The following is a 14,660-nucleotide window of genomic DNA, read 5'->3' as shown; positions in this document are numbered from 1 at the left end:
CGCCGGCGCTGCCTTCTTGGCGGCTACCTTCTTGGCAGCGACCTTCTTGGCCGGCGCCTTCTTGGCGGCTACCTTCTTTGCCGGAGCCTTCTTAGCAGCCACGACCTTCTTTGCCGGAGCCTTCTTTGCAGCGGCCTTCTTGGCCGGCGCTTTCTTTGCAGTTGCCATTTCTATTTCTCCTTGATCAAGTTGAAAAAATCAACCTATTGAAGCACTCCACGCACGTTGGGTAGCGTGAAGTGATTCATGGCGTTGGAATCTGAGCCCCAGCACCATGAACACCTGAGCCCTCGTCCATGCCGCGCTCTTTGGCGCGATCGGTGGCAAGGGCAATTCTTGAATTCATTAATTCTTGTTGAGAGAGTCAATCCCAGGAGAGCGCGCCGCCCGATTGGTACTCGATCACGCGGGTCTCGAAAAAGTTGCGCTCTTTCTTCAGGTCAATCATTTCGCTCATCCAGGGGAACGGGTTTTCCTCGTTCGGGAAGAGCGTTTCGAGGCCGATCTGCTGTGCACGCCGGTTGGCGATGTAGCGCAGGTAGCCCTTGAACATGGAGGCGTTCATGCCGAGCACGCCACGGGGCATGGTGTCTTCGGCGTATTTGTACTCGAGCTCGACGGCCTTCATGAAGAGGGCCTTGATTTCGGTCTTGAACTCCGCGGTCCAGAGGCCGGGGTTCTCGAGCTTGAGCTGGTTGATCAGGTCGATGCCGAAGTTGCAGTGCATCGACTCGTCGCGCAGGATGTACTGGTACTGCTCGGCGGCGCCGGTCATCTTGTTCTGGCGGCCCAGCGCAAGGATCTGCGTGAAGCCGACATAGAAGAACAGACCTTCCATCAGGCAGGCGAACACGATGAGCGACTTGAGCAGCGTCTGGTCGGTCTCGTGGGTGCCGGTCTTGAAGTGGGGGTCGCTGATGGCGTCGATGAACGGGAGCAGGAACTGGTCCTTCTCGCGGATCGACTGCACTTCGTTGTAGGCGTTGAAGATCTCGCTCTCGTCCAGGCCGAGCGACTCGACGATGTACTGGTACGCGTGCGTGTGGATCGCTTCTTCGAAGGCCTGGCGCAGCAGGAACTGGCGGCACTCGGGCGCCGTGATGTGGCGGTAGGTGCCCAGCACGATGTTGTTGGCGGCCAGCGAGTCGGCGGTCACGAAGAAGCCGAGGTTGCGCTTGACGATGCGGCGCTCGTCTTCGGTCAGGCCGTTGGGGTCTTTCCACAGCGCGATGTCGCGCGTCATGTTCACTTCCTGCGGCATCCAGTGGTTGGCGCAGGTGGCGAGGTACTTTTCCCACGCCCACTTGTACTTGAAGGGCACCAGCTGGTTGACGTCGGTCTGACCGTTGATGATGCGCTTGTCGGAAGCCTTGACGCGTTGGGCGACCGCAGGCGTTGCCGCGGGTGCAGTGTGTGCAATCGACGAAGTCGGAGCATCCACCGAACGGCCTGCGGTGAAACCGCTGGTCGATGCGTTGTGGTGCTGCAATCCTTGTTGCATATCCTTTGGTAAGGAGGGCTTGACTTCTTCGTCCCAGGTCAACATAGAAAAATCCAATGCTCAAATTATCGGAGTAACGATGTGAGTTGCAAAGTGCTCGTTCACATCGCACGCCATTTATGTGGTTGTTATGTTGCTCGCATGCATCGCGCGATGTCAGTCAATGCCTTCATTGAGCGAACGTCGCGCGATTTTTCGCATGCACCTCACTGATTCACCGAAGCGTCGAACGACGACGCTTCACTTGCACATCACTGGCAGGCTTCGCAGGTCGGATCGTCCACACCGCAGAACGCGATGTCGGTGGCGGGCATCGCGCTCATCTGTGCCTTTGCCGCGGCGGCAGCGGCTTCGAGCGCGCTCATGCCCGAAGGTGCGTCGTTGCCCGACGACACCGCGTTGAGACGGCCCGATTGCACCGTCGACTTCTCGGCGTGCGTCGCGCTTTGCGTACGCAGGTAGTACGTGGTCTTCAGGCCGCGCAGCCATGCGAGCTTGTACGTGTCGTCGAGCTTCTTGCCCGATGCGCCGGCCATGTAGATGTTCAGCGACTGCGCCTGGTCGATCCACTTCTGGCGACGCGCGGCGGCTTCGACGAGCCACGTGGTTTCCACTTCGAACGCGGTGGCGTAGAGCGCCTTCACGTCCTGCGGCACGCGGTCGATCGGACGCAGCGAACCGTCGAAGTGCTTCAGGTCCATGACCATCACGTCGTCCCACAGGCCCAGGCGCTTCAGGTCGCGCACCAGGTAGTGGTTGATCACGGTGAATTCGCCCGACAGGTTCGACTTGACCGACAGGTTGCCGAAGCAGGGTTCGATCGATGCGTCCACGCCGATGATGTTCGAGATGGTCGCGGTCGGGGCGATGGCCACGCAGTTCGAATTGCGCATGCCGTCGGCCTTGATCTTCTGGCGCAGCGAGTCCCAGTCGAGGGTGGCCGAACGGTCGACCTCGACGTAGCCGCCGCGTGCCTTCTCGAGCAGGTCGAGCGAGTCGATCGGCAGGATGCCCTTGTCCCACAGCGAGCCCTTGTAGCTGGAGTACTTGCCGCGTTCCTTGGCCAGCTCGGTCGAGGCCCAGTAGGCGTGGTAGCAGATGGCTTCCATCGACTCGTCGGCGAACTGCACCGCTTCCTGCGACGCATAGGGAATGCGCAGTTCGTACAGCGCGTCCTGGAAGCCCATCAGGCCCAGGCCGACCGGACGGTGGCGCAGGTTGGAGTCGCGCGCCTTCTTCACGGCGTAGTAGTTGATGTCGATCACGTTGTCGAGCATGCGCATCGCGGTCGAGATCGTCCGCTTGAGCTTTTCCTGGTCGACCTTGCCGTCCTTCAGGTGCTGCAGCAGGTTCACCGAACCCAGGTTGCACACGGCGGTTTCGGTGTCGCTGGTGTTCAGCGTGATCTCGGTGCACAGGTTCGACGAGTGAACCACGCCGGCGTGCTGCTGCGGCGAGCGCACGTTGCAGGCGTCCTTGAACGTGATCCAGGGGTGGCCGGTCTCGAACAGCATCGTGAGCATCTTGCGCCACAGGTCGGTGGCCTGCAGGGTGCGCGCGGGCTTGATCTCGCCGCGGGCGGCCTTTTCTTCGTAGGCGACATAAGCCTTCTCGAAGTCGGCGCCGAACAGGTCGTGCAGGTCAGGCACGTTGGAGGGCGAGAACAGCGTCCAGGTGCCCTTTTCCATCACGCGGCGCATGAACAGGTCGGGGATCCAGTTGGCGGTGTTCATGTCGTGCGTGCGGCGGCGGTCGTCGCCGGTGTTCTTGCGCAGCTCCAGGAACTCCTCGATGTCGAGGTGCCAGGTTTCCAGGTACGTGCAGACAGCGCCCTTGCGCTTGCCGCCCTGGTTCACGGCCACGGCCGTGTCGTTCACCACCTTCAGGAACGGCACCACGCCCTGCGATTCGCCGTTGGTGCCCTTGATGTGGCTGCCGAGCGCGCGCACGCGGGTCCAGTCGTTGCCCAGGCCGCCGGCGAACTTCGACAGCAGCGCGTTTTCCTTGATCGACTCGTAGATGCCGTCCAGGTCGTCGGGCACGGTGGTCAGGTAGCAGCTGGACAGCTGCGAGCGCAGCGTGCCGGCGTTGAACAGGGTGGGCGTGCTCGACATGAAGTCGAACGACGACAGCACTTCGTAGACTCGATGGCGCGCGCTTCGCGGTCGATTTCATTGAGCGACAGGCCCATGGCCACGCGCATGAAGAAAGCCTGCGGCAGCTCGATGCGGGTCTTGCGCACGTGCAGGAAGTAGCGGTCGTACAGCGTCTGCAGGCCGAGGTAGTCGAACTGGTTGTCGCGCTCGGCCTTCAGGGCGGCGCCCAGGCGGGGCAGGTCGTACTGCAGCAGCTTCTCGTCGAGCAGGTCGTTCTCCACGCCCTTCTTGATGAACTGCGGGAAGTAGTCGGCGTAGGCGGTGGCGCGGTCGACCGGCATCACTTCGCGGCCGATGATCTCCTTGAAGATCGTGTGCAGCAGCAGGCGCGCGGTGGCGAAGGTGTAGTCGGGGTCTTTCTCGATCAGCGTGCGGGCCGCCAGGATCGATGCCTTGTAGACCTCGTCGAGCGGCACGCCGTCGTACAGGTTGCGCATCGTCTCGGCGACGATCGGCGCGGCCGTGATGCTCTCGCCCAGGTTTTCGCAGGCCGATTCGATCAGGCCCTTGAGTTCGTTCAGGTCGAGCGCGACCAGTTCGCCGTTGTCCAGCACGTGCAGCGCGGGCGTGGCCGGTGCGTCCTGTTCGCCTTGCTTGGAACGCTCCTGCGTGCGGCGTTCGCGGTACAGCACGTAGGCGCGCGCGATTTCATGGTGGCCGCCGCGCATCAGGCCGAGTTCGGCCTGGTCCTGCACGTCTTCGATGTGGAAGGTGCCGCCGCCCGGACGCGAGCGCACCAGCGCGCGGATCACGCCCTGCGTGAGCGCGTCGACCGTTTCGCGAACGCTGGCCGAAGCCGCGCCTTGCGTGCCGTGCACGGCCAGGAAGGCCTTCATCATCGCGATGGCGATCTTGTTCGGCTCGAAGGGCACCACGGCGCCGTTGCGGCGAATGATCTGGTAGTGCGCGAGGTTCTGCACGTTGGGGGAGCCGGCAGTGTCTCGCTGCTGTTGCGGTGGCGTGGAGGGAACGGCACGCGGGGACGATTGGGGGTTCAGGGCTGTTTGCATTCGCTTCCTCTCGGTTGGCAATTCTTGTTGGATGGCGGCGCCTGGGCCGGGCGTCGCGCCGGCGCTGATGACCGGACGGAAGACACTATATCTAGGGTGCAGGGGGTGTACAACCCACTAGATGTAGCGTTTTCCTCTCGATACAAGCCTTGCCGATATCCCTTTCGGTGTAGGGCACGGCCAGAGAAACCGCGTCAATACTGGCCTATGGTCTTGCAAGCCGCATGGGGCTTGGCTTGCAAGCCGATTTGGGCTTGCAGGGCGCATGGTTGCTACATCGCGCGTTCGCTATTTTCGCATTGTTGCAGCGCGATATGCGCGCATCGCGTGGCGCCGCGCGATTGAAAAAATTAGCGCTGCACCACCTGCGCGGGAAACATCTGTGGATTCCAGCCCAGCTGTTCGCGCAGCGCGCGCCAGTCGAAGCCGGCACCGGGGTCCTGTTTGCGGCCCGGCGCGACGTGCTCGTGGCCCGCGATGTGCGCGATGGGGTAGTGCTGCGCGAGCGCGGCGCACAGGCTGGCGAGCGTCTCGTATTGCGGCTCGTCGAACGGCTGGCCTTCGAGGCCCTCGAGTTCGATGCCCACCGAGAAATCGTTGCAGTTGTTCCGGCCCTGCCACGACGACACGCCGGCATGCCAGGCGCGGTCGTCGCAGCTCACGAACTGCCAGAGATCGCCGTTGCGGCGCACGTAGAAATGCGAGGACACCTCGAGCCCGCGGATCGACTGGAAGTAGGGGTGCGCGTCCCAGTCGAGCCGGTTGGTGAAGAGCCGCTGCACTGCGTCGCCGCCGTACTCGCCGGGCGGCAGGCTGATCGAATGGAGCACGACGAGGTCGGTGGGCGCACCGGCGGGGCGGGGTCCGAAGTTCGGCGACGGCAGCGCCTTCGCGAAGCGGTACCAGCCGGCCTGCCAGAGCGCGCTTGCGCCGTCGTCGCCGGGGGGGTCAGTCGTCGACATGGCTGCTCGCGCCATCGTCGCCGTTGGGCGTGGTGATGCCCAGGCGCGCGATGCGGTAGCGGATCTGGCGCAGGCTCATGCCCAGGCGCGCGGCGGCCGCGGTGCGGTTGAAGCCGCTCTCGTGCAGCGCGCGCACGAGGATCTCGCGCTCCTGCTGGTCGAGATAGGCCTGGAGGTCGGAGGGCAACGGCGGCGGCGCGGCCTTGGGGGCGCAACCGGCGCGATGGGGCCGGCCCCAGCGCGGCCGGCGCGCCGAGCGCGGGCAGCAGCGGCGCCGGCGCGGACGCCGCGGCTTCGGCCTGTGCGGTGAAGCCGCCCATGAGGTCGAGGTGCAGCTCGTCGCCGTCGTTCAGCGCGACCGCGCGGTGCAGCAGGTTCTCGAGTTCGCGCACATTGCCGTCGAGCGGATGCAATGCGAGGCGGCGCAGCAGGTCGCTCGACAGGTGCGGCACCGGCATTTCGGCGTCGTGCGCGATGCGCGCGAGCAGCGCGGCGCACAGCGCGGGCAGGTCTTCGCGGCGGTCGCGCAGCGCGGGCACCGCGATCTCGATCACGTTGAGCCGGTAGAACAGGTCTTGCCGGAAGCGGCCGGCCTGCACCTCGGCGTGCAGGTCTTTGTGGGTGGCGCTCACGATGCGCACGTCGACCGCGTCTTCCTGCGTCGAGCCGATCGCGCGCACGCTGCGCTCCTGGATCGCGCGCAGCAGCTTCGACTGCATGGCCAGCGGCAGGTCGCCGATTTCGTCGAGGAACAGCGTGCCGCCGCGCGCGGCCTGGAAGTAGCCGTCGCGGTCTTGCGCCGAGCCGGTGTACGAGCCCTTTTTCGCGCCGAAGAATTCGGCTTCGAGCAGGTTCTCGGGAATCGCGCCGCAGTTCACGGCAACGAAGGGGCCGTCGCTGCGCTGGCTGCAGGCATGCACCGCACGCGCCACCAGTTCCTTGCCGGTGCCCGACTCGCCGCGCACCAGCACCGGCGCCATGCCGCGCGCCACCTTGGCGATGCGCGACTTGACGAGCCGCATCGGCTCCGAATCGCCGACCAACCGCTCGAGCGCCGCGACGCCGCTGCCCGACGCGACCATCGGCGCATCGCCGCCGCTCGCGGCCGCCGGTTGCACCGACTTGACCGGCTGCTGCGGCGCATTGCGCGCCTGCACGGCGGACGCGACCACGGCGCGGAATTGCTTCAGGTCGACCGGCTTCGTCAGGTAGTCGAAGGCGCCGGCCTTCAGCGCCTCGACGGCGTTCTCGGCCGAGCCATACGCCGTCATCACCACGCAGCGCTCGCTGCGCTGGTCCTTCTGGATGCGATGGATGATCTCCATGCCCTGGCCGTCGGGCAGCCGCATGTCGGTGATCACCGCGTCGAAGCGGCCCGCCTCCAGGTGCTGCCACGCCTCGGACACGCTGCCCGCGGCCTCGACCCGATAGCCCTCGCGCAGCAGCGTCAGCTCGTACAGCGTGCGCAGGTCGGGTTCGTCGTCGATGACCAGGATCTGCGCCGGCCGCTGGGTGGAAGGGATGGGAATGCTCACGGCGCTATTGTGTCAGCCGGTTTTCGCTGGCGGCGAAGCTGACGAAGAATTCGTTGCCCTCGGGGCCGCCCGCCACCAGCGCGCGCCGCTCGTAGCCGATGGTGGCGCCGTGCCGGCGGCACAGCTCGCGGCACAGGAACAGGCCCAGCCCGCTGGAGCGGCTCTCCGACGAGAAGAAAGGCTCGAACAGGTGCCGCTGCACGGCCGGCTCCAGCGGCGCGCCGTCGCTCCACACCATCAGACTGGGGCGGCCCGAGGTGCCGCGCTGCAGGCTGGTCAATACCTGGATCGAGCCTTCGCGCTTGCCGGCGTAGCGCGCGGCGTTGTCGAGCAGGTTGACCATCAGCCGGCGCAGGTGCTCGGCGTCGAAACGCACGTCGCTGCCGGCGGCATCGAGCGACACGAGCACGCCTTTGCGCTGCGTCTGGCGTATCCATTCCTCGGCCAGCACCTGCACGGCGGGGTCGAGCACCACCTGCTCGCCGAGCGACAGCACGCGCTGCTGGCGCGCGCGCGAGACGTCGAGCACGTCGTCCACGATGCGCGCGAGCCGCTGCGCGTTGTGCTGCACCATGCTCGTGAGCTTGCGGTGCGCGGGGTCGGTCAGGTCTTCGTTGAGCAGCGCGCTGGCCTGGGTGATGGCGGCCAGCGGGTTGCGGATTTCATGCGCGACGGCGGCCGACATGCGGCCCATCGCGGCCAGTTTCTCGGTGCGGATGCGGGCCTCGAGTTCGCGCAGGTCCTGCAGGAACATCACGCACAGGCTGTCCAGCCGCTTGTCGCCGGCAGGCGTGAGCCGCGTGCGCACGCGCACCTCGCGCGCAGCGCCGCGCACCTGCGCCACCGGGATTTCTTCGGACTGCGGTGCCCGGCGCGCGAAGGTCTGGCGCGCGAGCGCGGCCAGTGCGTGCCAGGCGGGCTGGGCGTGCAGCGGGAACGGCAGCGCCAGCTTCGCCAGGCCCTGGCCGAGGATCGCGTCGGCCGCCGGGTTGGCCGCGTGCACCAGCCCGTCGGCGTCGATCACCAGCACGCCTTCGCTCAGCGTCTCGATCACCAGGTCATTGACCTGCGCCTGCATCTGCGCGCTGCTGCGGTTGCGCTGCGCCACCGCTTCTTCGCGCGCCAGCCGGCGGGCCAGCTCGTGCGCCAGCAGCGCCACCACGAAGAGCCCTGTGCCGGTGAGCGCCGCCTGCACGAAGCGGCCCGACGAATCGACCGGCTGCTGCAGCCAGTGCCAGCCCGCGTCGGCCAGCAGCAAAAGCGTGACGGTCGACGTGGTGCCCAGGCTCACGACCATCGTGCCGAGCACCGCGCTCATGAGCACCGGCAGTGCGAACACCGGCGTGTAGTTGATGTTGCCGCCCTGCAGCACCTGCAGCGCGGTGAAGGCGGCCAGGTCGATGCCGATGGTCAGCAGCCAGGACGCGGTGAAACCCCGCAGCGGCGGCTGGAAGTGCGTGTAGCGCATGCCCAGCCAGGCGGCGACCAGGTAGGCGCCGGCAATGCCGATGGCCAGCGGTAGCATGGCCTGCCCGAGCGCGAAGGCCACGCCCTGCAGCAGCACCAGCACCAGCGCGACGAAGCAGCGCGCGACCATGAAGCCGCGCCACAACCGCAGCAGCGCGGTGCTTTCGCCGCCGCCCTGTTCGAGCACGTCCCAGTCGGTGACCGGTTCGCCGCGCGACCAGAGGGGGGCACTCATGGCGAAAGCGTGGGGCGGGTGTTCAGCCGCGCGCCGCGGTGGCGGCGTCGCGGTGTGCCGTGCCGCAGTAGACGGCGCCGCCGGGGCCGGCGATGGCGTCGGTCGCGGGCAGGTGCAGGCCGCAATGGGCGCAGCGCACCATCGCCTGCGGCGGGCCGACCGGTGCGGGCGGGCGCTGCTGCGCCTTGGCCGCGCGCTCGCGCATGGCATCGCGCATTTCTTCGCGCCGGTTCTTGCGCCAGAGCCAGATCGCGATCCAGAGCACCGCGAAGACGAGGAGGTATTTCATACAGGAGGACGTGCCAGCACCACTTCGAGCACGAAGCGCGAGCCCACGTAGGCCAGCAGCAGCAGCGCGGAGCCCGCGTACAGCACGCGGCGCGCGGTGCGGCCGCGCCAGCCGAAGCGCGAGCGGCCGATCAGCAGGATCGCGAAAGTGAGCCAGGCCAGCACCGAGAACGTGGTCTTGTGGTCCCACTTCCAGAAGCGCCCGGCGGTGCCGTAGAGCTGTTCGCTGAACAGCAGGCCGGCCAGCAGCGTGGCCGAGAGCAGCACGAAACCGGCGGTGACAAAGCGGAAGGTGAGCCGCTCGAGCGTGAGCAGCGGCACGCCGCCCTGCGGTTCAGCGGTGGCAAGGCGGATCTGCTTCTCGCGCGGGTGATCAGCCAGGCGTGGACGACTGCCGCGCCGAACAGCCCGTATGAGGCGATGCCAAGCGCCAGGTGCAGCGGCAGCCAGGGCGAAGCCGACACATGCAGCGGCGTGCCCGGGAACAGGATGGCCAGCAGCACCGCTGCCGCGCCCAGCCAGGCGAGCGCACGCCGCACCTTCAGCTGCGGATACATGCGGCTTTCGACCGCGTAGACGGTGAGCACCAGCCACGCGGTAACGGACAGCGCCGGCGCGAAGCCGAAGCGCGGTTCACTGCCGATCAGGCCGTGGGCCAGCGCCAGAGCGTGCAAAAACCATGCGATGCCGAGGGCCCATTGGGCTGCCTGCCGGCTCATCCGTGCCCCTGTCGCGGCGACAAAACCGTAAGCAACCGCAGCGGCGATGCCCAGCGCCACGCCGAGTGGAGAGGGGATCGCTAAAATCATCGGTGGAGTTTATCTCCCCCAGGCTTGCGCACTTCGTGTCGCAGCGCCGACCCCCTCACCGGGGGCGACACCAGAGGCCCGGCAAAGCCGGTTCCTCGGTGTCTCACGAAGGGGCAGTAAGCCGCCGATTCCGCTCACGACTTTCCAATGACCCGCCACGGCGGGCAGCAAGGCATCCCGCTCATGGCCACCGCCCTCACAGAAAAGTTCTCCCGCCTCGTCAAGACGATGAGCGGCCAGGCGCGCATCACCGAAAGCAACGTGCAGGACATGTTGCGCGAAGTGCGCATGGCGTTGCTGGAGGCCGACGTCGCGCTGCCCGTGGTGCGCGACTTCGTCGCCCGCGTGAAGGAAAAGGCGCTCGGCCAGGAAGTGCTGGGCTCGCTCAAGCCGGGCCAGGCGCTGGTCGGCATCGTCAACCGCGAACTCGCCGCCACCATGGGCGAAGGCGTGTCGGACATCAACCTCGCGGCCCAGCCGCCGGCGGTGATCCTCATGGCCGGCCTGCAGGGCGCCGGCAAGACCACCACCACCGCCAAGCTGGCCAAGCACCTGATCGAGAAGCGCAAGAAGAAGGTGCTCACGGTGTCGGGCGACGTGTACCGCCCGGCCGCCATCGAGCAGCTCAAGATGGTGACCAAACAGGCCGGCGCCGAATGGTTCCCGAGCACGCCCGACCAGAAGCCGCTGGACATTGCCCGCGCCGCGCTCGACCACGCCAAGCGCCACTACTTCGACGTGCTGCTGGTCGACACGGCCGGCCGCCTGGCCATCGACGAAGCGCTGATGGCCGAAATCAAGCAGCTGCACGCCGCGGTCGATCCGGTCGAAACCCTGTTCGTGGTCGACGCCATGCAGGGCCAGGACGCCATCAACACCGCCAAGGCCTTCAAGGACGCGCTGCCGCTCACCGGCATCATCCTGACCAAGACCGACGGCGACTCGCGCGGCGGCGCCGCGCTGTCGGTGCGCCAGGTCACGGGCGTGCCGATCAAGTTCGCCGGCACCAGCGAGAAGATCGACGGGCTGGAGGTGTTCGACGCCGAGCGCCATGCCGGCCGCATCCTGGGCATGGGCGACATCGTCGCGCTGGTCGAGCAGGTCACGGCCGGCGTCGACGTGGCGGCGGCGCAGAAGCTCGCGGCCAAGGTCAAGAGCGGCGCGGGCTTCGACCTCAACGACTTCCTGGGCCAGTTGCAGCAGATGAAGCAGATGGGCGGCCTGTCGAGCCTGATGGACAAGCTGCCCACGCAGATGGCCGCCAAGGCGACCGAGGCCGACATGACGCGCGCCGAGCGCGACATCCGCCGCAAGGAAGGGATCATCCAGAGCATGACCCCGCTGGAGCGCCGCAAGCCCGAACTGCTGAAGGCCACGCGCAAGCGCCGCATCGCGGCCGGCGCCGGCGTGCAGGTTCAGGAAGTGAACCGCCTGCTCAACGAATTCGAGCAGATGCAGGGCATGATGAAGAAGATGAAGGGCGGCGGCCTCATGAAGATGATGAAGAAGATGGGCGGCATGAAGGGCATGGGCGGGATGGGTGGTCCCGGCGGGCCGAAGCTGCCGTTCTGAGCACCGGGCGCCGCACGCGCCCATACATATATATAAGAAGGCCCGCCGGTTCGCACTGGCGGGCCTTGCGTCTTTTCAGGTCTGCACGTCGTAGACCGTCTCGTGCGCTTCCACCGGCGCGGGCAGTTCCCAGCGGTGCAGCATGCGTTCGATGCCCGCGTTCGACAGCGTCGTGTCGCGCTCGCGGTTGCGGCGCATCAGCTCGGCGTGCGGCACCTCCAGGTACACCAGCTCGATCTGCGCGTGGTAGTTCCACAGCAGGTCCAGCGTCTTGGTGCGCATCTGCTCGCTCAGGTGCGTGGCGTTCCACACGAAGCGTTCCTGCTTGCGCAACAGCGCCTTCGCCTGGTCGACCGCGTGGTGCGCGGCCATGCCGTCGTTCTCGCCGTGCTTCAGGCCCAGCTCGGCGCGCGCATCGTCGAAGGACACCACCGGCCAGCCCTTGCGGTGCTGCGCCACCCAGTGGTTCTTGCCGCTGGCCGGCAGGCCGCACATGACGGTCACGCGCGAGCCCGCGTTCTGGAACAGCGGGTAGTCGGGGCTGGTGTCGGCGCCGCGAAAGTAGGCCAGGCGCGTGTGGGCGTCGGCCATCGGGCGCGGACCGTTCCAGCAGCCTTCTTCCTGCGCCAGTTCTTCGAACAGCGCGATGTCGGCCATGCTGTCGGCGCGCTTTTCGTAGTGGCGCCCGAGCATGTCGCAGCGCGCCACGCAGCACAGGTCGGGCAGGCTCAGCTCCCAAGACAGCTTGTGCACCAGCCACTCGGGCCGCACGCCCTTGCGCGAGGCAAAGGCATGGAACGGCAACTGGTGCACCGCGATGATCCGGCACACGGCTTCGCGCAACGCGAACGGCACGCGGGCCTTCCACATCAGCACGCGCACGTCGACCGCGCCCCGGCGCGAGTGGCCGGGCTGGCCGATGCGGCCGCTGGCCTGGTCGATCACCGTGGTGTCGGGCTTGGCGATGTCGTGCAGCAGGCAGGCCATGAACAGCACGAAGCGGCTGTCGGCATCGGCGCGCCGGTAGTGCGCGTCGGCCAGCAGCGCGTCGAGCACCATGCGCGTGTGGATGCCGACGTTGCCTTCGGCGTGGTAGTACGGGTCTTGCGGCGTTTCTTCGAGACGCCGCAAGGCCGGCAGCAGGTCGCAGCACTGGGCCCAGTCGGTGTCTTTGCCGGGCGCGGGCACCAGGGCGCGCAGGTCGTCGCAAGTCATCGCGCCCTCCTTGTGGTCGAGAGTTCGGCGGGGTCGCGCAAGGTGCGCAGCCCCAGGTCGTGCCACGTCACTTGCGGCGTCGGTGCGTAGAGATCCACGCCCGGCGCCAGCTGGTTCGGCAGCACCGGCCGGCGGCTGTGGTGCGAGCCCGAGTCGAGGATGGTCTGGACGAAGTCCGGACGCACCCACTTGTAGCGGCCCGTCACCTGGCCCTCCGATTCGGTCTTGAGGTACAGGCCCTCGGCCAGGTCCGACAGGTCGGTCTGCTGGCGCACCAGGTCGAGCGGCTGGCCTTCGTGCGCCACCGCGTCTTCGACGCGCGCACCCAGTCGGCGCTGCGCGCAAGCGACGGCCGCACGAGCGCACGCAACGCCTTCGCATGGCGGGGCATCTCGCCCTCGTAGAGCACGGGCACTGGCAGCACCGGGCCGCCGTCGAGCAGCGCATGCCGCGCCGGCGTCGACAGGAAGCACTGCGCCTGGCGGTCGTAGAGGTCGAACTCCAGGAAGAACGCGGGCAACCGGTCGTACCAGCAGCTGTGCTTGGCAAAGCACCATTCGCCGTACATCACGTAGCGGTCTTCGAGCCGTTCGAGCAAGGCCGCTTCATGCGCCGCGGCCCAGTGCTTGAACAGGTTGAACTGGCGCTCGCCGGCGCCGCCCGCGAGGTAGTGGCCGCGCGATTGCAGCAGCAGTTCGCCCGCCGAGGTGAACGAAACGGCCGCATTCGCGCCATCGAGTTTTTCCTCGATGACGACGTGCATGCCGTGCAGTTCCGACAGCGGCGTCTGGCCGTCGTCGGTGTCGCCCGCCTGCAGGCGCGAGCCTTCCAGGTGCGCAGTACGCGGGTACTTGAGCAGCGGAATCGATGAAAGAGAAGAGAGAGGGAACACGTTGTTCTCCAGATGAATATCAGGAAGAACCGACAACGTGCGGGAGCGAAGCTGGGAGAGATCGGGAGCGACTTCCACGGCCGTCAGGCGGGCCGTGTCTGGTCAGCGGGTACGCAGCTTGGCGCCCGACATGACCAGCAATGAGTGGTGTTGTCGGCGTCAGAGAGTGATGACGGCGAATCGGGGCACTTGGCGCTCCAGAAGAAAGAGGGTTGAAAAGAGTGCGCGATTCTAGGGGCCTCGCGGCTGTTTGGTTTTGCTAAGCTCGATAGCGTGTTGGCGACCTGCGACACATGACAACAAACATCGGCGCGGGAGGGACCCGAAGCCCTGTGGATGCCCGAAGGCTGCAATGCCTTGCCCGAGGGCCGGACGCAACAGCGATACGGAGAAGATCTTCATGCCCACCATTTGCGGCAAGTGCCAGCTGGTTCGCCCCCAGAGCACCGACGCGCCGATCTGGCAATGTCCGGGATGTGGCGTGGCCTACAACAAGGCCGCCGACGCCCGAAGCTCGGCGATGTCCTCGGTGGGGCAGCGGTCACATCGCACGCCTGTCGCATCGGACGGCGATGGCCTTCCGTGGGGCAAATGGCTGCTGCTGGTGTTGCTGATCGGCGGCGCGTACCTGGGCTATCAGGCCGTGCAGAAGCGGGGCCTGAGCGGTGACGGCATGGCCAGCATCGCCTCGCGCCTGAGCGGCAACAACAGCACGGAGCAACTCGCCGCCCTGGCCGCCAATTCGAAGCCGGGCGACGTCTTCATGTACACCGCCGACTGGTGCCCCAACTGCCGCGCCGCGAAGGGCTGGATGGCCCAGTACGGCTTTCAGTACGAGCAGTGCGACATCGACAAGGACCACGGCTGCAAGGCCAGGCTCGACAGCCTGGGCGGCGACGGCATTCCCTACCTGATCGTCAAGGGCCACCACATGCGGGAAGGCTTCGACTCGCAGGAGTTCGTCGCCGCGCTGCAAGGCAAATAGAGAGCAAGAGCGCGTCTCGGCGCACCATGAAAA

The 14,660-nt window shown here is 66.8% G+C and carries 7 protein-coding genes and 4 pseudogenes; 2 read left to right on the top strand and 9 right to left on the bottom strand.

What is annotated here, in order from left to right; translation table 11 throughout:
- Window positions 1-364 precede the first annotated feature (364 nt).
- The 7 genes and pseudogenes from BMG07_RS24170 to BMG07_RS24140 all read right to left on the bottom strand — a co-directional run bounded on the left by BMG07_RS24170 (window position 365) and on the right by BMG07_RS24140 (window position 9,963).
- Window positions 365-1,546 (bottom strand): ribonucleotide-diphosphate reductase subunit beta, encoded by a 1,182-nt coding sequence (locus BMG07_RS24170; RefSeq protein ID WP_198086688.1) that lies wholly within the window; start codon window positions 1,544-1,546, stop codon window positions 365-367.
- Between the two features lie 206 nt (window positions 1,547-1,752).
- Window positions 1,753-4,667 (bottom strand): annotated as a pseudogene (locus tag BMG07_RS24165) (ribonucleoside-diphosphate reductase subunit alpha).
- Window positions 4,668-5,017: 350 nt separating this feature from the next.
- Window positions 5,018-5,629: a 1,6-anhydro-N-acetylmuramyl-L-alanine amidase AmpD gene (gene ampD / locus BMG07_RS24160; RefSeq protein WP_198086687.1), complete on the bottom strand. Its 612-nt coding sequence runs from the start codon at window positions 5,627-5,629 to the stop codon at window positions 5,018-5,020.
- Window positions 5,616-7,164, bottom strand: a pseudogene (locus BMG07_RS24155) (sigma-54-dependent transcriptional regulator). Before BMG07_RS24155 ends, ampD begins: the two are co-directional and overlap by 14 nt.
- 4 nt (window positions 7,165-7,168) lie before the next feature.
- Window positions 7,169-8,866 carry a nitrogen regulation protein NR(II) gene (locus BMG07_RS24150; RefSeq protein WP_198086686.1) on the bottom strand — a complete coding sequence of 566 codons (1,698 nt, stop codon included), beginning with the start codon at window positions 8,864-8,866 and terminating at the stop codon, window positions 7,169-7,171.
- Between the two features lie 22 nt (window positions 8,867-8,888).
- The gene (locus tag BMG07_RS24145; protein WP_198086685.1) at window positions 8,889-9,155 is read right to left on the bottom strand and encodes a PP0621 family protein; all 267 of its coding nucleotides are present in this window, start codon (window positions 9,153-9,155) and stop codon (window positions 8,889-8,891) included.
- A pseudogene (locus BMG07_RS24140) lies at window positions 9,152-9,963 on the bottom strand (inner membrane protein YpjD). Before BMG07_RS24140 ends, BMG07_RS24145 begins: the two are co-directional and overlap by 4 nt.
- 183 nt (window positions 9,964-10,146) lie before the next feature.
- Here BMG07_RS24140 and ffh point away from each other — a divergent pair.
- Window positions 10,147-11,535, top strand: a complete 1,389-nt coding sequence (gene ffh / locus BMG07_RS24135; RefSeq protein WP_198086684.1) for a signal recognition particle protein — start codon at window positions 10,147-10,149, stop codon at window positions 11,533-11,535.
- Between the two features lie 75 nt (window positions 11,536-11,610).
- Here the strand turns inward: ffh and BMG07_RS24130 are convergent, their stop codons facing one another.
- Together BMG07_RS24130 and BMG07_RS24125 are read right to left on the bottom strand one after the other, a co-directional pair.
- On the bottom strand, window positions 11,611-12,750 hold the full coding sequence (locus BMG07_RS24130; protein ID WP_198086683.1) for an AAA family ATPase: 1,140 nt from the start codon (window positions 12,748-12,750) through the stop codon (window positions 11,611-11,613).
- Window positions 12,747-13,642: pseudogene (locus tag BMG07_RS24125) on the bottom strand (RNA ligase family protein). The gene BMG07_RS24130 and the pseudogene BMG07_RS24125 overlap by 4 nt, the downstream one beginning before the upstream one ends.
- Before the next feature lie 400 nt (window positions 13,643-14,042).
- On the opposite strand from BMG07_RS24125, the gene BMG07_RS24120 reads away from it, so the two are divergent.
- A complete protein-coding gene (locus BMG07_RS24120) occupies window positions 14,043-14,627 on the top strand; it encodes a glutaredoxin family protein (protein ID WP_198086682.1) in 585 nt (194 codons plus the stop codon).
- The last annotated feature ends 33 nt before the right edge of the window (window positions 14,628-14,660 follow it).

The organism is Variovorax sp. E3 (assembly GCF_016082275.1).
Classification (GTDB): domain Bacteria; phylum Pseudomonadota; class Gammaproteobacteria; order Burkholderiales; family Burkholderiaceae_C; genus Variovorax.
Note: the sequence above shows the minus strand (reverse complement) of the source record. Positions and strands in the feature narration are given on the sequence as shown.